The organism is Petrocella sp., from assembly GCF_059865615.1.
On sequence record NZ_JCBCDA010000045.1, the window covers coordinates 1 to 20,062 of the forward strand.

The window sequence follows — 20,062 nt, forward strand, 5'->3', positions numbered from 1 at the left end:
AAAGCCCTCACTTTCTTGTAGTGATCCTCTTTGAGCTTTACATATTTATGACCTGACTTGAAGGCCCTGATTTGTGATGTAGCTGCTTTTAAACGATATTCAAGAGATGTAATCAATTCAAAGGAGGGGTTCATGTTATTGGCCTTTCTACATGGGAAAATTTTTAAGCATTCGTTCTATTAAGTGTTTTAATTCAGCGTTGTTATCCATGAGTGTCTGAATCATGTCATTTTGCGATTCAATGAGTTCATTTTTTAAGCTAACTTCCTGTTGAAGACTTTCTACAATCTTATCACGAAGAGCAATCTCATTCTCTAGATCTTTGTTCATATCAATCCTCACTTGCTTTTTAAAAAATTATATCAGAAACCCTTAAAATAAGCGAATTTCTCTATTATTGTATATGGTATTATGACGGTGGATAAGTGTTAAAAAAAGGCAACAAATAGTACCCAAAAAGATTACTAGGGTCTATTATAATCAAGAAAACAGAAGTTATCTGTGAATAACTGTGGAAAAAATTTCGTCAATTTTTTTGATTTTTATTGGGTCTGAACAGTAACCTAATGTAAAGACATAAAGATTTTTTCTGATTTTTTTACTTGATTTTTATTAATGTTTTTGATAAAATACTATCTGGAGAGTTAACCAACTAATATGAATAGGGGTGATTTTATGATTTACACTGGTTTTGTAAGACGAGTGGACTCACTTGGTCGTATAACAATACCATGCGAGTTACGAGCAGTATTGAATATTTCTGCAAGAGATGCAGTCGAAATCTTCCGAATTGAAGATGCCTTCGTTCTCAAGAAATATTCACCTTGTGATATCTTCACAGGGGAAATGGATGAATTGATTGAATTTGAAGGCAAGAAAATTTCAAAAAATTCAATTCTAAAAATGGCACAGATTGCAGGTTTCACGATCGTTTAGAACTTAAGCATTCTGAAGGTCATGACTTACTTTGAAAACATCATATGTGCATTATATACTTAAAATAAACCCCCCCGTTTGCACTGGGGGTTTTTACAACTTAATTATGAACAACCTCGTAGGTGTTATCTGTTAGTGTAAAAATCTCTTCAAATCCAGAAGACATCCTAATCTCATAATCTCGGTCAATGTATAAACATTCTACACCATCAATAGATTCAATAAGATCAAGACCCTCTTCTTGATTCTTGGTAAACAGTAATGTCGACAGCGCATCTGCATCCATAGAAGATTGGGTTACGATGGTAACCGATACCGTCTCACTCTCAACAGGATAGCCTGTATTGGCATCAAAGATATGATGATAAGTCTTACCATCCTTTTCAAAATAACGTTCATAAGGACCTGATGTTACCACAGTTTTATTCTTAATCTCTACATATCCAAAATTAACATTTCTTTGATCATATGGCGTCTGAATGGCTATTTTCCAATCATCACCGTTATCTTTTTCACCATAGGCATATACATTTCCACCAAGATTGATGATGGCTTTGTTAATCCCTTCACTTTTTAGTAAAAATACCAGCTCATCTGCAACATACCCTTTAGCTATGGCACCTAAATCAATAGCCATATCTGTTTTACTTAAATAGACAGACTGATCAAGTTCATTCAATACAATAGCTTCATAATCTACATACCTGAGTTTTTCGGCAATCTCGTCGGCACTTGGAACTTTCGCTTCTTCTGTACCAATACCCCACAAATCTACAATCGGTCCTACAGTAGGATCAAAGCTCCCTTTTGAAAGTTTTGCATACAACAATGCTCTTTCGATTACCCGGTAGGTATCTTGTGATACAACAATGGGTTTGATTCCTGCATTTTGATTAATAAGGTCTACTTCGCTGCCTTTTATATGTTTTGACATCAGCTCTTCAATCTCATGAATACGATTGGTCATGCGTGTAAAAATCGCCTCTGAACCCTCATCATATAAATTAATGGTAATGATTGTATCAAGTGCATAGGTCGTTATTGAGTTTGAAGAACTATTACCTGTACCTACACAGCCGGCAAGCAAAAACATAAGGTACATAATTATGCTGAACTTTTTTAACATCATTTTCTCCTAATCTATAAAATACTGATAAATATCCCGTTTAGATTTGTCTCTATCTTTTGCAATGGCTTTTATCGCCTCTTTTTTACTCATACCTTGATTTAAATAATGTTGAAGATGATCTTCAAGTGATAAGGCTTCATACAATACATTTTCTTTTGACTTAAGTTGCTCCTTTGAGCACCCAGCAATAATCAAAACATATTCACCTCTAGGATCATTGGATCTGTAGTAATCAATGGCTTCTATAAGCTTCCATTTTAAAACTTCTTCGAATTTCTTGGTCAATTCTCGGCTTATGACAATCTCACGTTCGCCACCAAAAAATGTTGTCACTTCATTAAGAAAGGCTTTTAGTCTATGAGGTGCTTCATAAAAAATCATAGTTCTGGATTCATTTGTTAGATCCTTTAGACGCTCGGCTCTTTCTTTTTTGCCTACCGGCAAAAAACCTTCATAAACAAATCGTCTTGTATCCATCCCTGACAGAACCAGACCATTAATCAGCGCTACAGGGCCTGGAATTGACGTGACTGGTATCCCAGCTTCTTGACATAAGATAACCAAATCTTCTCCTGGGTCAGAGATACCTGGTGTTCCGGCATCTGTTACTAAGGCTATATCTTTACCTTCCCTAAGATCTTTAAGAATATCCGGACCTTTTTGCTGTTTGTTATGTTCATGGTAACTGGTCATCGTCTTATGTATCTCATAATGGTTCAGTAGCTTTATAGTGTGCCGTGTATCCTCCGCTGCTATATAATCAACTTCCCTAAGGGTTCTTATTGCTCTATAACTCATATCTTCTAGGTTGCCTATTGGCGTTGCAACCAAATATAATGTACCCATATATACCTCTTTTCTAAATGGTATCTATTCTTTTATTGGCAACTAATACTAAGGTAAAGGGTCAAAACCAAATAACTAATAACCGTAAATACTATAAATCTCATCGGTGTAGGCGCCTTCTGATGTGTATACAATTAAGGGTTTTTCAACCTTCAAAAACGGATTGCCTTGTCTTACAGATTCAATCAAAACCATATTAGCTTCACTACCAATCTTTGGATGAACCATCTTCAACCTCTTCGGTTCCATTTTATTGGCTCTAAGCAAGGTTATGATATCAATAAGTCGATGGGGTCTGTGGACCAAATAAAATCTGCCACCCACTTTTGTCAATCGACTCGCTTGAAAAATAACGTCTTTAAGAGTGCATAATACCTCATGGCGGGCAATGGTTTTTGCGCTAAGTCCATTGGTTATTCCTTTTCCCACATCCATATAGGGTGGATTGCAGGTTACCACATCATAGTTGGATAAAGGAAGCAGATTATCCGCTTCCTTTATATCACCTTGAATGATATTAATCTTTTCATCTAATTGGTTCATCCGAACACTTCGCTTGGCCATATCTACATTTGCCTCTTGTATCTCAAGACCGGTAATATGCTTTGGAGCAAATCTACCTTCAACAAGCAAAGGAATGATGCCATTGCCGGTGCCAAGATCTAATACCACATCTGAGGTTCTAATATTACAAAAACCTGCTAATAGAACAGCATCCATTCCAAAACAAAACATAGCTTCATTTTGTATAATCTTATAACCTTTACGATGTAAATCGTCTAAACGCTCTTCAGGTTTCAATTCTTCTATCATCTTAATTCCTTTAACTCTTTTTTTTGTCTTCGTGTGGTTTCTTCTGGGGATTATTCACGCGTTTACCCTTATTCTGAGGTTTTCCACGTTTTGGTCTATGTTTCTGATCATGTTTTTGCTTATGGTCTTCCTGATTATCATCCTCTTTTTTCTTTTCTTCTCGTTCAAGGGCTTCTAATCTTCTAAGCTCTTCTTCTTCTTCTTTTGTAATTTGTGTTTGACCTTTTCTTCTATTTGGTTTTTGTATCAAGAGATCTTCAATCTTAAGCTGTACAATCTCAGGATCACCGTCCGGTTTTCTAATGACAATCTTAACCAATTGACGAATAATATTGGTATTGATTACCTCACCTATAAGCCCTGTTTCCTTGACTTTAACAATATCACCATAATTGGGTAGGTTTTTATTCAAATATTCATAGGTCTCTTCTTCATATTTGAGGCAACACATCAGGCGACCACAAACACCGGATATCTTTGTCGGGTTTAAAGAAAGGTTCTGTTCCTTTGCCATTTTTATAGAGACCGGATGAAAGTCTGTCAAGAAACTATGGCAACATAAGGCCAATCCACATATGCCAATGCTTCCAATCATCTTAGTCTCATCTCTAACACCAATTTGACGTAACTCAATACGTGTCTTAAAAACCGCTGCCAAATCTTTAACCAGCTCTCTAAAATCAATACGGCCGTCCGCAGTAAAGTAAAATAATAGCTTATTGTTATCAAAGGTATATTCACAGTCAATCAGCTTCATATCTAAGTTATGCTTACGTATTTTTTTATTACAAATATCATAAGCCTCTCGTTCTTTTTTCTTATTTTCAACTTCAGCTTGGTCGTCTTCTCTTGTTGCCATTCGAATAACTTTTTTGAGGGGTTGTACCACATCATTTTCTTCTATCTCTCTATTGCCAAGTACAACATGCCCATACTCAATGCCTCTTACTGTTTCAACAATAACACATTGTCCTGGTTTTATATCAAACGTTGCCGGATCGAAATAATAAATCTTACCGGCCTTTCTGAATCTAACGCCTACTACTATTATCATAACTTCTCCTTTAATTTCATTTTCCAATGAAATGGATTTATTTCGAATTCATTGCTTGAATTAACATCACTTCTACCAACAAAGTATAGTTAATATGCAATCGGTCGTATTTTCTGATTTGTTCTATACCATCAATCAAGCTACTTATCCTATTATACGACAAATAGGGTACTTGTTTCAACAACAGATTCTTATTGTCCATATGAATCAAGGGCTCCAAATCTCCAAGACTCTTGATTACCATCAAATCTCTAAGCCAAGTTAACATAATATCTAAGAAGTCCTGTTTTTCATCTTTATATTTTTCAAATATTTCTATTTGCGCTATGGCCTCTACTTTATTTTTATTTGATATGGCCATCATAACTTGAATCATGTCTTTACGCATTTCATGAAAACTTTCAGAATGTCTTAAAGCTAGAGCTCTACCCATATTCCCTCTAGCAAAAGAGGCATATAACTTTGCCTGATAATCCGGAACACCTAAGTCCTTTTCTAGATACTCTTCAATACATATTTGACTAAGCGCTCTCAGACGAATGACAACACATCTTGATAAGATGGTTGATAAAAAAGTATGGGTGTGGGTAGCCAATAAAAAAATTCGCACATGAACTGGAGGTTCTTCTAAAGTTTTAAGCAAAGCATTTTGTGCTTGTATCGTCATTTTCTCTGCTTCATGTATAATGTAGATCTTGTAATTGTATACATAAGGCTTAATATGGACATCTTTATTGACTTGCTCACGTATATCATCTACACCAATACCTGTTTTCTTACTGGCATGAATATGAATCACGTCCGGATGGTTACCACTATCATATAATTGGCAAGACTTACAAACATCACAAGCATCAATGCCATGATCCAAACATTGCATAACTTTGGCATATGTGTTGGCCAATTGCTTTTTACCCATACCGTTTTCACCTTCTATGATATAGGCATGGGATATCTTATTTAATTTTATGGCGTTTTGAAAATGCTGGATCACCTCTTCATAGCCTTTAATCTCATCAAATCGATACATATACCCATCTCCTTTAACATGTCCTATCATATCATTATTATGTCTTTTTTTAAAGCAAATGTATACAGTTTATAATCATTCTTTTGAGTAAAAGTCTTTATTATATAACACATTGTTAAGCCTTGCTGCCTCTGCTATAATGGTTTTACGCGATATCAAAGATAATAGGAAGGTTAAACCTATGAAAATATTACTAATAGCCGATCAAGAATCCAGATATATATGGGATTTTTTTGACCCAAAACGTTTTGAGAACATTGATGTCATTCTTTCTGCCGGTGATCTTAAAGCCAGTTATATGGAGTTTCTTAATACGGTCATACGAAAACCACTTTACTACGTTCATGGCAATCATGATCAAAGGTATCTAGACTCACCACCTATGGGATGTATTAATATTGAAGATGATTTGGTCCTTGTAAATGGTATACGTATACTTGGGTTAGGCGGATCTATGCGATACAAAAATGGACCAATGCAGTATTCAGAAACCGAAATGGTCAAACGCGTTCGCAAATTAAGACGTAAGATTGATAAGCATAACGGTTTTGACATCCTTCTGACGCATGCGCCTGCTAAAGGTATCGGTGATGGGAAAGATCTTTGCCATCAAGGATTCATGGTTTTTAATCAACTTATGGAAGTGTATAAACCTTCTTACTTTCTTCATGGTCACCAACATCTTAATTACAATTTAAATGCAAAACGAGTACGTCATTATGACCTTACAACCATCATTAATGGTTATGACTATTATATTTTTGAATTTGAGTCAAATGGCTATTCTTATGATAAAAAAAGTAGGCCTAGACCTAATTTTAATACTGGCTTCATGAAAAAAAATCCACAAAAAAGCAATGAATAGCTTTTTAACTCATTGCTTTTATTTATGTTTAATACTTGGTTAAGGTATCAAAACTATATGGTTAAACTATCACATACTCTATATAGTTAAGAATGTATCAACGTTATCTATGTATTGTGTGTGAATTTAGTGAAACTTAGTTTAACCCTTTAACCATACTTTTTTTTGACACTAAACAGTTCTAATAGTTTATGGTTTTGTTCTTTTGCATTAATACTTGGAATGCTACCATTAACACCATTAACAAACCAATCCATATCCAATATCGCCTCATTGCTGATATGGGTACCAGCTTCAACCATTAATTCTTGTTGCTGATTATATATAGGACCTGTGAATGGATGATGTACACCGTCCACAATCATTTTTTTCATGAATGTCACACTGTTTATTAGTGGTTCCGGTAACTTTGATTCCGAGTACATAATATCGACAACGCCAGCATCCATACCCCACCAATAACTAATTGCACGTTCATTGTTTCCAAGCAGGCCACTAATTTTATTATAGTTTCCACTCATTATATTTCTTACAATTTTTTCATAAAAGACCCCCCAGTGCCAATGTGGGTTTGCAAGACAAACTGGGTCTTGACCGTTACGTAACTCATCCGCAAAATAAATACCAGAATGCTTAAGACTTGTCTTAAGATCTGTAGACTCCTGATGACATATGATATCAACACCCATATCCATTAACTGTTGATCGATTCTATAACACTCATCTTCACCACAAGCTATTGTGGCATCCACCCATTTAACAAAGACTTCTGCGAAAGGATTCAGAAATCTAGCCCCAAGAGCATAGGCATTAATGCTGCTAATAACCTCCGGTATAGGATAGGTAACGACATAACCCAATTGATTGGTTTTACTCATAGCACCTGCTATCATACCAACCAAAAAATTCGGTTCAAATATTCGACCAAAATAAGTTCGAAAATGTCTATAGGACATGCTTTCTGAACAATTAAGAAATCTCACATCTTCATACGCTAAGGATGCTTTTAATGTTTCGTGTATAAATGCCGGTGATGTGGCAAAAATAATATCATAGTCACCTTCAGCCGCTTCTTTAAGATAATCATAAGCCCGTTCATCCTCCGGTACATTATTAATACAGGTAGTCGTGACACTGTCACCCATCACATTTTCTAAATGCTGACGCCCTATTTCATGACCGTATGTCCACGCTGAAGAATCCTTGGATTTAGCATGTAAAAAAGCAATTTTGACTTCCTTCATAGCAAATGGTAAATTGGTTAAGCCAAAAAACAAAGGTTTTTTTTCAAGCTCAGAAGGTGTTAACTCCAGTTCGTATTTATTAGAACTACCAATGATTTCAAGTTCTGTCCAAAGACTCTTGAGGTTTTCTTCCAAGACTTCATCAATACCATCTCTGTAAGGATAGATATCCAAATATTGTAAAAAAGCATCACCTGTAGTAATAGGAATTTGATCGCCACCTAGTTTTTTATAAAGTTTTTTGAATTGATAATAGATGGATCTTAAATCGCCTTTTTTGTCTTCTTGATGCCAACCATATTTTTCTATGATTTTATGCATTTTTACAAAGCTACCTACTTCTGTAAACCATAAATAATTAATCTGGTGATTTTTATAAAATTCCAGAAACTCATAGTAGATGACGATGGTCTTATCTTCCTTATCATATCTAGGAATAAGTCTGGTTACATAAGCTGAGATTAAAACTGCCTCACTGTAACTTAAAACACTGACCCTCTTATTTCCTTCTTCAACATAATACCAGTTCAAATACTCATAAACTTTAATAGGTTCTCGAATACCTTCTTCAATATGCGCTTCATATAAATAAACCCATTTGGCCGCAAATTCCGTTGAGGGTCCTAAAATAGGCATAAAATCAGGGGAGAATGCACTTCTTCTCGCATTCGTTCTTGTACCTTTTATTTTTTTAATAGGAATCTCTGTAAGTCCTAAGTTAACTTCTGATACAATAGACTCTCTTGAAAGAATGGCATCAAGAGAGGGAACATGTGTATTCCAACCATTAGATTTATAATGATTTACCATTTTAATCCCTAATTTTCTTGCTTTTTCATAATTCGTCCTACCAAGCTCCATATGATTCAATCCTTCCTTCATAGACTAAGCAACCCTCTCTATTTAAACCAGTAAAAGAACCTGTCACATAAGACAGGTCCTCAATCGTTGTCACATGTATTGGATTATAATGCTATATCATCATATCAAGAAGTAAGCCTTTGATATCATCAATTCTTCCCAAAATATTCAGATGGTTCTTCTCTTCTTTCAGAAGCTCCTGGGCCAATTCATCTAGATTCTTATCTACCAGTTTGACAATACCATAAACCCTATGCCGTCCTCTTTTATCAAGAAAATTCTCTCTAGAGAACTTATGAGAATGGGTTACGATTTCATTCATAAACTCCTTGACCATTTCTCGATAATTCTTCATGTCTCTTATATCCATATGCTTGGACAAACGATCCCCTTGGGCTGTAATGTCTTTAATCATCCCATTCAATTTGCTTTGTAATTCACTTTCTTCTATCTTACTCAGCAAGGTGAATTTAAAGTCATCTTTGGACACAACTTCTTTATTGGAAGTCACATCAGATACATTTGTCATAGTTAATGGGTTAATTTTCATATCCATAGAAACACAACTCCTTAAAACTGTATACGTTTAAAGCAACAAAACTAAGTTTTGACACCTTAACCCTACCTAAATCTTTAAATATTTCTCTATATCAATAACAAATATGGTTGCGCCTCCAACGGTTATCTCTACCGGATAAGGCATACATCCTTCAATTGCACTGGGTATAGGCGGGTTCATTAAAGAAAGTTCTTTCTTTGTCTGGCATTTCTCTTCAATAATACCAAGCACTTTGTCCACTTCCTGCTCCTTAACACCAACTAATAAGGTCGTGTTACCCGTCTTTAGAAATCCACCTGTTGATGCCAACTTAGTTGCCATATATCCTTCTGATGTCAAAGCATCCACCAACTTATGAGCATCTTCATCATGAATCACTGCTATGATCAATTTCATAAGATCACCTCTATCCTTTATCGACACAATTAAGCTTCTTACTTATATTATAACACCTTGAAAAATTATAACAAGTAGTGCTACTTCATAGAGTCACGTTAATTTACTATCGGAAAAGTAAGGATAGAAAAAACCTTCCATGACTACATTGCAAACGACTTTTATTGATACCCTGCATTCCCGGAAAGTATAACGATGTAAAAGATCTAAACCGTTGTAAATTGAAGATATACAGCGGTTTTTCATTGACACTATCCTCGTTATATAATATAATGTATAACAAGGGGAGTGATAATTTATGGCCATTATTTATCAGACTAATAAGTCAACTGGCATCACCTACGCCTATAGCAATGAAGCATATTGGGATAAAGAAAAACAGCAATCCAGAGCAAAGAGAAAGCTTATTGGGAAAGTTGATCCCGATACTGGTGAAATAGTACCTACTAGACCCTATAAAAAACAGCGTAGCCAGATTGTATCTACGAAGCCTGGGCCGGTTCCTATTACAAAATTTCAAAGATGTTTCTATGGCGCAAACTATCTTTTTGATCAAATCGGAAAGATGACTGGCGTCACAGCTGATCTAAAGGCTTGCTTTCCTGATAGTTATAAGCAGATTCTTTCGATTGTTTATTGTCTGATTCTAGAAGAGAATAATTCTCTTAGTCGTTTTTCTCATTGGCAAAAGCTTCATATCCACCCTAGCGGAAATGACATCCCCTCTCAACGGAGTAGTGAGCTGTTTCAGTCCATTGACGAAGAAAGTCGGATGACATTCTTCAAGAAACAGGGTAAACGACGAATCGAAAAGGAATACTGGGCATTCGATATTACCTCTATCTCAAGTTATTCAGATACATTGAAGCAAGTCAAAAAGGGACGCAACAAAGAACATGACAGATTACCGCAAATTAATCTTGCACTTCTCTTTGGGGAAGAATCAGGATTACCATTCTATTACCGAAAACTTCCGGGTAATATTTCGGATGTAAAAACCGTTAAACAGCTAATGGGTGAATTCGATGTAATGGGTTATAAGAAAGTTAACGTCATTTTAGATCGTGGTTTCTATAGTCGAGAAAATATAAATGAACTCTATAAGAACCATCAAAAATTCATTATTGGTGTGAAATTAGGGCTAAAGTATGTGAAGGAAGTATTGGATGAAGAAAGGGATAACCTGAAGCTCTGGTCAAACCTACAGACGCAGTTTGGTGCTTATGGCGTATGTAGACCTATCGAGTGGAATTACGAACAAATTCGGCCATATAAAGGTGATACACTAAAAAACAAGAGGCGTGCTTACCTATTGATTTTCTATAATCCAGAGAAAGCGTCAAAAGATCAGGCAGACATGAACGAGTATCTAACAAATTTAAATAACGATCTGAAAGAAAATACACGCAAGGAATACCGCACGAAAGATTATGACCGGTATTTTGAAGTTGTAGAAACTCCTAAGCGTGGCCGCAAAATCAAGCCAAAAGAGGATACCATGCGTGAAGCTGCTAGAAACTATGGATATTTCGCCCTTCTTTCAAACGAAGTCAATGACCCATTTGAGGCGCTGTCTCTGTATCGTAGCAAGGACATTGTTGAAAAGGGATTTGGTAATCTCAAGGAACGGTTGAACTTTAGAAGAATGCAAGTTTCTTCTGAATTATCACTTAACGGAAAGTTTTTTGTCGAATTTATTGCACTTATTTATCTTTCTTATGTGAAAAAGAAAATGCAGGACGCGAAGTTATTTGAAAAATGGACGCTACAAGGACTCCTTGACGAACTAGATACAATCGAGCTGTTTGAAGCGCCAGAGTATGGTCGCTTATTGGGAGAAGTTACTAATAAGCAAGCCGATATATACAAGGCGTTAGATATAATTCCACCCTCGTTATAAATTCCGGGAATTCAGATTATAAGATGCATTAGCATATTGATAATACGCAAAATCCGAATATGTATAAGGCCCACTTGTAGACCTTGGCCCTGCAGATGGCACACCATCCGACAGTAAGAGTATATTCTTAACGGTATTATTGCTGTTTGAGATTGAATCCAATAGTGTGTTGGCTTGATTAAGTCCACCTGTTACATTTGTATTACCTGATGCATATAGATAATTAATAGTGTTTCTAAGAGTCGTTAAATCCTCACTAAATCCCGTTCTGGTATAACCATAGGAAGCGTAGGAGACTACAGCGACCATATTGTTTCCATCCGCCTCCAAAACCGATTCGCAAAACTTGATTGCAGCCGATTTCATATAGCTTACCGGAGTTCCATTCATGCTCCCAGACGTATCGAGAACCAGCACTGTATATCTGTTAATCTCACCACTGATACCATCAACATCTTAGCTAACTTCAGTTCCAGACGATACTATTACATCCGATGAAAGCATTGTGCTTGACGGCGTTGTCATCTGCATTGATAGTGTCTGAATCATTTCGTCTGCCTTATTTTCCATCCATTCCTCATAGACTACAGGGTCACCATCCGTCAAATCAACTTCCTCTGCAATAGAACTAACAGGAAAAATACTTATGAGCAGAATCATAGATAATAATACACTTATTTTTTTCTTCAAATCACTCTCTCCCATTCATCATAATCTTAATAGACTACATAAACTGACTCCCCTTTAATTATTTGATCATTCTCAATGATTTCTGTGTCAGGACTTACACAAAATGCTGGTCTCACCCCACTTTCTTCTGTAGCTATTTTAAGTCCTATCTGTCCCTCATTAAAAATAACAAAAACCGAATTAGGTTGAGCCGTATATGAAGTTCTTAACCACCAAGTTTGTGGCTTGTTACTGTTTAAAGCAACCCTAGTATCTGCATCCCCAAAGCAGTTGATAGTGGTTCCCTCTAATGGTGTAAATCCAGTTTCCATTAATCCAAATTCCTCATAGCCCAATAAGAAAACTTTTCTAGTAATCCATTCAGTTTCCTCTCCAGCCACACCAATGCCTTGTTTGTCCATGATTTGTATTTCCATCGGTTCAATCTTCTCTTTAATTGAGTCCTCCAATAAATTGTAATAATCAGAGCTAAGATATTGATCCATCTCTGAATCCTGATAATAACTTTCGCGGTCATTAAATCTTCTAGACGCATCCATTACCTCTTCTCGAAGTAATAAGACTTTGTCTTGATAATCGTCGGAAAGAACAAGGAAAGGCACATATGTCTCCGCTTCCAAAATATAAACTTTTTTCATGTTATCAAAACTTTTTTCTGCAGCAATATCTGCTATTTTTTTTCATTACCAGAGCTTGCACTACACCCCAGTAGTATAGAGCATAAGTAAATTAGATTTAAAAGTAAAATATAATGATGGATTTTCATACCCTTCCTCCTCAAAAATCTATATATTATGGTAAAATGACACGGCTATGCTATGATACATTTAAAAGTAATGGTTTTATCTTGTATTTGTAATTTAAGATATCATACGTTTTTTTATATTATATCCTTTAAACTTTTTCATTGTACCATTTAAAGTATATACAGTCAAATGAATTATTGCTGAAATTATTATCTCAGGACAAGTTGCTCGTAAACCAAAAAGTAGTAACCTTAGATTTTCATCCATGGTCACTACTTTTTCTAATGTGTATAAGTTTGATTTAACTATATACCAAAATAGTTCTTAGCATTATTGTAACAAATATCTTGAATCATACGCCCTAATAACTCAGGATTGTTAGGATATTCTCCGTTTTCAACCCATTCTCCAAAGAGATTGCATAATATACGTCTAAAATATTCATGCCGCACATAAGACAGAAAACTTCTTGAATCTGTCAACATACCAACAAAACGACTGATGAGCCCCAGTTGAGCCAGTGTCTTCATCTGATCGATCATACCGTCTTTCTGATCACAGAACCACCAACCGGAACCAAACTGAATCTTACCTGCTATGCCGCCACCTTGAAAATTACCAATCATGCTTCCAATCACATAATTATCTCTTGGATTTAAGACATAAATAATGGTTTTTGGTAACTCATCTGTTGTATCTAGGTCATTAAGGAGGTCCGATAATGCTCTGGCAAATACTGTATCATTAATAGAGTCAAAACCTGTATCCGGACCGACTTCCTCATGCATTCTCGTATTGTTATTACGCAGTGCACCAATATGCAATTGCATCGTCCAACCTTTTTTTGCATAAAACTTGCCTAACTGATTCATGACCAGACTTTTATATTTGACCACTTCATCGTGGGTTAATGCACTAGCTCGAAGCGCCTTTTTAAAAATAATCTCCCCTTCTTCTAGAGTTACATTTTTTAAGGCCTCATAGTGAACTTCATCAAGGGCGTGATCTGAAAGCCTGCAGCCTTGATTATGAAAGTAGACTACCCGTTCTTCTAACGCTTTAAAAAATAAGGCTAAAGATGTTATACCATAGCCTACTGAAGATTCAAGTTGCTTTAACCAAGGTAGAAATGTTTCTAAATGGATATGGATACCTTTATCCGGTCTAAAAGTAGGTAGTACTTTGGTCTTAAAGGTATCATCTTCCTTAATAATCTTGTGATATTCTAATGTATCTATTGGATCATCTGTGGTACAGATGACATCTACATTAGATCTTCTTATAAGTGCCTTTGATGTAAAAGCATCTGTTTTTAAACGTTCATTACACACATCCCATATATTTTCTGCTGTGGTCATATCTAATTGCTCTTCTATGTCAAAATAACGTTTTAGTTCAAGATGGGCCCAGTGATACATGGGATTCCCTATAGCATAAGGCAAGGCTTCGGCAAAAGCCATAAATTTACTGGCATCCGGCGCATTCCCAGTTATAGATGCTTCTAATACACCGTTGCTGCGCATAAGACGCCACTTATAGTGGTCACCACCTAGCCAAATTTCAGTCATATTTTTATAGGATTTGTTTTCAGCAATTTCCTGAGCCGATAAGTGGCAGTGGTAGTCAAAAATCGGCATGTCTTTTGCATAATCATGGTAAAGGCGAATTGCAGTCTCATTGGTTAATAGAAAATTTTCGTCCATAAACTTTTTCATAATGTTACCCCCGTTTTAAAAATCGCGATTTCTCGGTAATTATTCAGTTCCTGTCTTGTTTTAGCACCATTAATGGTGGCGATGATTTTCTCGGTAAATTGTTCTAACATTGCATCCATACTTAATCCATCTACCAACTGCCCAGCATTAAAATCAATCCAGTTGGGCTTTTTCTCAAACAAGGGTGTGTTGGTCGAGATTTTTACCGTTGGTACAAAACCGCCAAAAGGTGTGCCTCTGCCTGTTGAAAAAAGTACCATATGACACCCACACATACCTAGAGTGGTGGTTGCTACCGCATCATTTCCTGGGGCACTAATTAAGTTCAATCCGGATGTTTTCAGCCGCTCTGTATGTTTTAGAACATCCATGACTAAGCTGTCCCCTGCCTTCGTGGTACACCCAAGTGACTTATCTTCTAGAGAAGATATACCACCACTTTTATTACCCGGTGAAGGGTTATCATAGATCACTTGATTATGCTTTTTATAATAGTTTTTGAAATCATTGACCATCTCCACCATCTTATCAAAAACTTCTCTATTTACACATCGGTTCATGAGAATGGTCTCAGCACCGAACATCTCAGGTACTTCTGTAAGCACAGTTGTCCCACCTTGCTCAACTAAGTAATCTGAAAATCTACCAATCAATGGATTGGCTGTTATACCACTAAGTCCGTCTGAACCACCACACTCTAAACCGACACGAATAGATGACAGCGGTTTTTCAACACGCTGGTCTTTTAGCATTTCATCAAAGAGGGCTCTTACCATCTTATACCCTGCCTCGATTTCATCTTCCACTTCCTGAGAAATCAAAAAAAGAACACGCGATTTGTCATAGGTAGCTAAAGATTCTTCAAAAGCTTTGATCTGATTATTTTCGCAGCCCAGTCCAATCACGAGAACACCACCGGCATTGGGATGTTTTGTTATATTTTGTAATGTTTTTCGGGTATTGATATGATCATCGCCCATTTGAGAACAACCATAGTTGTGGGTATAGGCATATATACCGTCAAAATTATCCAAACGATTCAGGTCGATGCCTTCTTCCATACAGCGGCTTTTAAAAACATCAATAATACGGTTGGATACACCATTGACACAACCCACTGTTGGTATGATCCATAGCTCATTTCTAATACCAACTTCTTGGCCCATTCTTTCATAGACTTTGACTGTTTTACGCTCTATTTTTGATACTGAAGCTGCTGTCGATCTATCATTATTTTTTTCAGGTTGATACTTGTAGGACAATATGTCACCTAAAGATGTCTTAAGGTTATGTGTATGTATATGGTCACCTTTTAAGATATCACAAGTGGCTATGCCGATAGGCATACCATATTTAATAATGGCTTCATCTTTTTTTATGTCTTTTAAAGCATATTTATGACCTCTTATTAGGTTCTTGCTGTCATCTTCTTCAAGATTGATATATACATTGTCTCGGTTGTGAATAATATAATGTTTGTTCATCAGACCTCCTCCTAATCAATCTTCATCTTCAACGGCATGGATTAGATTTTCCATACCTTCATCCAGTATGATTGAAACATAATTGACCACTTGATCTCTTAGTCCGGGTATGTGATTCAGGTTACCTTTCCAATTAGGTTCGTATCCAAGTACGGCTTCTACTACATCTACAAGGCTTGTCTTACTACCAACATACTGCTTCCAAGCATCTTTATAAAGCTTTAGAATATCCTCATTGTCGACTATGGCAATCTTCTTACCGGCATATTCACCTCGATAAAAAACCATATAAGAAGCCAAGGCCGCAACCAATCGCTTAGGTAACTTACTATTTTGATCAAAATAAGCAAGAAGTGAAGGCAGAACACGTGTCTGATATTTCGACATACTGTTTAATGAGATGCTCATAAGATAATGCTTAACAAAGGGGTTTTTGAAACGCAAGATGACTTCAGCTGCGTAAATTTCTAGCGCTTCTTTTGACAAAGTAAGTGTCGGAATGATTTCATCAAATATTGCCTTCATAAGAAATTGATTGATCTGTGGATCTTCTACGGACTCAAGAACCGTTTCGATACCATATAAATAAGCAACCGGAACTAGGGTGGTATGGGCACCGTTTAGAATACGTACTTTTCTCACCTTATAGGGTGTGACATCCTCAACAAAAAGCACTTGGCAACCTGCTTCGTCTGCCGGAAAAGCCTGCTGAACTTTATCATTGCCTTGAATAACCCAAAGATTAAACTGTTCACTTTCCACCACCAACTGATCTTCGTAACCCAATTCTTCCCATATTATCTTTATGGTTTCTTTGGGATAGCCAGGAACAATCCGATCGACAAGTGTATTACAGAACTGATTGGATTTTTCAACCCAGGTCTTAAAAGTCTCACCAAGGTTCCATAGATCTATATAGGCCATTACCGCTTCTTTTAGTCGGTCTGCATTGTTGTCTATGAGCTCACAAGGCAATACGATATAGCCTTTATCAGGGTCTCCCTTAAATGCTTCATATCTTTCATACATCAGTCTTGTTAATTTTCCCGGATAGGTTACCGAAGCTTCCATATCCAATTGGTCTTTTGGATCAAATACGATGCCCGCTTCCGTCGTATTTGAGACAATGATTGAGGCTGTTTCTGTGTGCGCTAGAGAAAGATAGCCCTCAAAATCCTCATAAGGATTAATCCCAACGGATAATGCCGTATTTTTATAATACTCTATGACCGGCTCCTGATTCTTAATACCTTTCAAATAGTGGGTGTATGTATAATTCTGTGACTCTAGTATTGGTAGCAAACCTTTCGCTAATGGTTGGACAACCGCTACACTGCCATTGAATAAATTCTGCTCATTCATTTTATGAATCATCCAATCCACAAAACCTCTTAGAAAATTACCTTCTCCAAATTGTATGACTCTAACCGGATGATTTGACGCCTTTTTCCACTCTACAGCATGCATTCTTCTACCTCACATTTTTTGACATTCTTCATTGGCTTTATCTTTTCATCATTCTTTACTCTTGTCTTATTATAATACTTCTGATATAACTATAGTATAATCAAACGTATGAGTATTCAATAAGTAGCTTTTGACAAACTGTGCATTTTTTGACATTAGTTCTATGAAATGAGGCCCTCTATGAATGCATTTGAACAATCTCGCCAACAATATATTATTAATCTTTTAAGTGAAATCTTACCTGAGAACTTAAAAAATGAGACACAACTGTCTCAGATAGGTCTTCATGAATCCGGTACCTATATTGTCTTGCAGTTAACTATGACAAATGGTATAACACGTTTAATTGGATGCATGCCTGAGACGTCTCTTACAACATGGAAAAATATCTTTCATCAACATCTACTTAATGCCTTTACCTACTTAGATATTGAACCTGTGTGCCTCTTGAATCTTCAACCTTTTAATCGTACATTGATTCTTTCAGTAACCCCTTCTCTTCCTCATAGTAATATGATACAACAGCTACAGACCTGCTTTGATGATATGCATGAGGTATTAAGCACAACCTATAATGCATCTGTTATTGGATGTTTTGGAAATTTTGTTCATAATTTTTTTGATATCGGTAGCTCCTACAAAAAATCCAGGAAACTTCAAGAGTATACGTTTATCATCGGGCAGGGGAAATGTATATTTTTTGAAGATTTTTCCATCCATGATGATTACTCCTTAATTGAATATAGCTATATACAAAACTTTGAGACTTTGCTACAACATCGCGACTGGCTAAACATATACAAGCTTATTGATACCATCAAATGGTCACTTCTTACAAATGCCACAAATAATTCTAAAACCATATATTTATATAAAGAAATCTACGCTTTAACCATTCGACATCTTTTCAATGAAATGCATACTTATCAAGATGAAATTAGGCAACTCAATGAAGGCATCATCATGTTCGAACACCTTTTCAACGATCTACATGATGTACATGCCTACTATTTAAGAATCTTACAAACCATTTCACAAGTTGATAAGAATACGCCCTATTCACTACATATCAAAAAGGCCTTACACATCATCCATATGGAGTATATGCAGGCCATTAGTTTAAATTATATTGCAGATTCTTTGAACATCTCTACCGCTTATCTCTCTAGATTATTCAAAAACGAAGTTGGCATGAACTTTAAAATCTATTTAACCAACTATCGTATGAGTGTTGCCAAACAACTCCTAAAAGGTACCAATAATAATCTATTAACCATCGGATCAAATATTGGTTATCCTACAGCCACACAATTTATACGTGTTTTTAAATCAAGTGAAGGTATCACACCAACAGAGTACAGAAATTATCATCATAACTAACATAGCTTAATGTATAAACTTACTTTGGTAATAGTGGTTTTATCGCTTCTAAAATAATCTGATGGATAACCTCTATGGACTTGGCTGCATCTACAGTTAAGATTCTATTATGATGACGTTTTGCCAAAAGTTTGTAACCTTCGTTAACCATTAAGTGAAAATCATCGCTTTGAAGTTCTAATCGGTCTAGAGCCTGTTGGTTTTTTTTCCTTGATAATCCAAGGTTGGGAGGCAAATCCAATAATATGGTTAAGTCGGGTATTAACCCCTGCGTTGCATAGCTATTAATATTTTCAACCACATCTATACCAACACCTCTTGCGTAACCTTGATATACAACTGAAGAGTCCACAAATCGATCACAAATAACCACCTTACCTTGCTTAATGTTAGGCTTAATAAACTCAGCTACATGCTGGGCTCTTGATGCAGCATACAGCAATACTTCTGTCATATTGGCCATTTCCATATTGTTGCTATCTAAAATCACCTCTCTGATTTTTTCACTTATCGGTGTACCGCCTGGCTCCCTGGTCAACAAAACTTCAAAACCATGCTTATTAAAATAAGACATAAGCAAGTCAATTTGAGTTGATTTACCTGAACCATCTCCGCCTTCTATCGTTATAAATATACCTTTCATAATTCCCTCTTTCTTTTTAGTATTAAAGGATGACATCCACTTTTTCATCTTCATAACCTAAGATTTCCAAACCTTCTTCTTCCCATTTATATATCTGCTTTATCAAGTCTTCAGTAATCCTTTCTCCCGGTACCACCATGGGAATGCCCGGTGGATAGGGTGTAATCATACTGGCTGCTATTCTATCCACACTTTGATGCAAAGGTATTCTCTCGCTATTTTTTGCAAACGCCTCATAGGGTTCTAATGATTTTTGATTTCTATCAAAACCACTAACAATCTTTGTTGATTTTTTTAAAGGTTT

General features: G+C 36.1%; 20 protein-coding genes and 1 pseudogene. 4 read left to right on the plus strand and 17 right to left on the minus strand.

Going from position 1 to position 20,062, the window contains the following annotated elements; genetic code table 11:
• Positions 1-147 precede the first annotated feature (147 nt).
• Complete coding sequence (locus tag AC6F8J_RS05435; RefSeq protein ID WP_275843703.1) at positions 148-330, minus strand: hypothetical protein; 183 nt, start codon at positions 328-330, stop codon at positions 148-150.
• A gap of 345 nt (positions 331-675) precedes the next feature.
• Between AC6F8J_RS05435 and AC6F8J_RS05440 the strand changes: the two genes are divergently transcribed.
• Positions 676-936, plus strand: a complete 261-nt coding sequence (locus AC6F8J_RS05440) for an AbrB/MazE/SpoVT family DNA-binding domain-containing protein (RefSeq protein WP_500721602.1) — start codon at positions 676-678, stop codon at positions 934-936.
• Positions 937-1,036: 100 nt separating this feature from the next.
• Here AC6F8J_RS05440 and AC6F8J_RS05445 read toward each other — a convergent pair whose 3' ends face one another.
• The 5 genes and pseudogenes from AC6F8J_RS05445 to holB all read right to left on the minus strand — a co-directional run bounded on the left by AC6F8J_RS05445 (position 1,037) and on the right by holB (position 5,808).
• Positions 1,037-2,062, minus strand: a complete 1,026-nt coding sequence (locus tag AC6F8J_RS05445) for an FAD:protein FMN transferase (RefSeq protein WP_500721603.1) — start codon at positions 2,060-2,062, stop codon at positions 1,037-1,039.
• Positions 2,063-2,071: 9 nt separating this feature from the next.
• The gene (gene rsmI / locus AC6F8J_RS05450; protein WP_500721604.1) at positions 2,072-2,911 is read right to left on the minus strand and encodes a 16S rRNA (cytidine(1402)-2'-O)-methyltransferase; all 840 of its coding nucleotides are present in this window, start codon (positions 2,909-2,911) and stop codon (positions 2,072-2,074) included.
• Positions 2,912-2,986: 75 nt separating this feature from the next.
• Positions 2,987-3,724: a methyltransferase domain-containing protein gene (locus tag AC6F8J_RS05455; RefSeq protein WP_500721606.1), complete on the minus strand. Its 738-nt coding sequence runs from the start codon at positions 3,722-3,724 to the stop codon at positions 2,987-2,989.
• Between the two features lie 309 nt (positions 3,725-4,033).
• Positions 4,034-4,778: pseudogene (locus tag AC6F8J_RS05460) on the minus strand (PSP1 domain-containing protein); the annotation flags it as partial.
• Between the two features lie 37 nt (positions 4,779-4,815).
• Complete coding sequence (gene holB, locus AC6F8J_RS05465) at positions 4,816-5,808, minus strand: DNA polymerase III subunit delta' (RefSeq protein WP_500721607.1); 993 nt, start codon at positions 5,806-5,808, stop codon at positions 4,816-4,818.
• A gap of 181 nt (positions 5,809-5,989) precedes the next feature.
• On the opposite strand from holB, the gene AC6F8J_RS05470 reads away from it, so the two are divergent.
• The gene (locus tag AC6F8J_RS05470) at positions 5,990-6,673 is read left to right on the plus strand and encodes a metallophosphoesterase (protein ID WP_500721608.1); all 684 of its coding nucleotides are present in this window, start codon (positions 5,990-5,992) and stop codon (positions 6,671-6,673) included.
• A 149-nt stretch (positions 6,674-6,822) separates the two neighbouring features.
• Here the strand turns inward: AC6F8J_RS05470 and AC6F8J_RS05475 are convergent, their stop codons facing one another.
• From AC6F8J_RS05475 to AC6F8J_RS05485, 3 genes are all read right to left on the minus strand, one after another.
• Positions 6,823-8,799 carry a BMP family ABC transporter substrate-binding protein gene (locus AC6F8J_RS05475; protein WP_500721610.1) on the minus strand — a complete coding sequence of 659 codons (1,977 nt, stop codon included), beginning with the start codon at positions 8,797-8,799 and terminating at the stop codon, positions 6,823-6,825.
• Between the two features lie 91 nt (positions 8,800-8,890).
• Positions 8,891-9,334: a DUF327 family protein gene (locus AC6F8J_RS05480; protein ID WP_500721612.1), complete on the minus strand. Its 444-nt coding sequence runs from the start codon at positions 9,332-9,334 to the stop codon at positions 8,891-8,893.
• Between the two features lie 69 nt (positions 9,335-9,403).
• A complete protein-coding gene (locus AC6F8J_RS05485; protein ID WP_500721614.1) occupies positions 9,404-9,733 on the minus strand; it encodes a cyclic-di-AMP receptor in 330 nt (109 codons plus the stop codon).
• 298 nt (positions 9,734-10,031) lie between these two features.
• Here AC6F8J_RS05485 and AC6F8J_RS05490 point away from each other — a divergent pair, with 298 nt between their 5' ends.
• On the plus strand, positions 10,032-11,633 hold the full coding sequence (locus AC6F8J_RS05490) for an IS1634 family transposase (protein WP_500721615.1): 1,602 nt from the start codon (positions 10,032-10,034) through the stop codon (positions 11,631-11,633).
• Here AC6F8J_RS05490 and AC6F8J_RS05495 read toward each other — a convergent pair.
• The 6 genes from AC6F8J_RS05495 to AC6F8J_RS05520 form a co-directional block, all read right to left on the minus strand.
• Positions 11,628-12,050, minus strand: a complete 423-nt coding sequence (locus tag AC6F8J_RS05495; protein ID WP_500721616.1) for a VWA domain-containing protein — start codon at positions 12,048-12,050, stop codon at positions 11,628-11,630. The genes AC6F8J_RS05490 and AC6F8J_RS05495 overlap by 6 nt on opposite strands.
• Before the next feature lie 39 nt (positions 12,051-12,089).
• Positions 12,090-12,323, minus strand: a complete 234-nt coding sequence (locus AC6F8J_RS05500) for a hypothetical protein (RefSeq protein WP_500721618.1) — start codon at positions 12,321-12,323, stop codon at positions 12,090-12,092.
• A 26-nt stretch (positions 12,324-12,349) separates the two neighbouring features.
• Positions 12,350-12,961 carry a DUF6273 domain-containing protein gene (locus AC6F8J_RS05505; protein ID WP_500721619.1) on the minus strand — a complete coding sequence of 204 codons (612 nt, stop codon included), beginning with the start codon at positions 12,959-12,961 and terminating at the stop codon, positions 12,350-12,352.
• A gap of 413 nt (positions 12,962-13,374) precedes the next feature.
• Complete coding sequence (gene uxaC, locus AC6F8J_RS05510; RefSeq protein WP_500721620.1) at positions 13,375-14,784, minus strand: glucuronate isomerase; 1,410 nt, start codon at positions 14,782-14,784, stop codon at positions 13,375-13,377.
• Positions 14,781-16,268, minus strand: a complete 1,488-nt coding sequence (locus tag AC6F8J_RS05515) for a UxaA family hydrolase (protein ID WP_500721621.1) — start codon at positions 16,266-16,268, stop codon at positions 14,781-14,783. The genes uxaC and AC6F8J_RS05515 overlap by 4 nt, the downstream gene beginning before the upstream one ends.
• 15 nt (positions 16,269-16,283) lie before the next feature.
• Entirely contained in the window at positions 16,284-17,735 is a 1,452-nt protein-coding gene (locus tag AC6F8J_RS05520) for a tagaturonate reductase (RefSeq protein WP_500721623.1), read from the minus strand.
• Positions 17,736-17,915: 180 nt separating this feature from the next.
• Between AC6F8J_RS05520 and AC6F8J_RS05525 the strand changes: the two genes are divergently transcribed.
• Positions 17,916-19,115, plus strand: coding sequence for a helix-turn-helix domain-containing protein (locus AC6F8J_RS05525; protein ID WP_500721624.1), 1,200 nt, complete (start codon positions 17,916-17,918; stop codon positions 19,113-19,115).
• 19 nt (positions 19,116-19,134) lie between these two features.
• On the opposite strand, the gene tmk is transcribed toward AC6F8J_RS05525, so the two are convergent.
• Both tmk and AC6F8J_RS05535 read right to left on the minus strand, forming a co-directional pair.
• The gene (gene tmk / locus AC6F8J_RS05530; RefSeq protein ID WP_275842508.1) at positions 19,135-19,758 is read right to left on the minus strand and encodes a dTMP kinase; all 624 of its coding nucleotides are present in this window, start codon (positions 19,756-19,758) and stop codon (positions 19,135-19,137) included.
• A gap of 22 nt (positions 19,759-19,780) precedes the next feature.
• Positions 19,781-20,062, minus strand: a 282-nt coding sequence (locus AC6F8J_RS05535; RefSeq protein WP_500721625.1) for an Orn/Lys/Arg family decarboxylase, incomplete at its 5' end; no start/stop codon positions are given.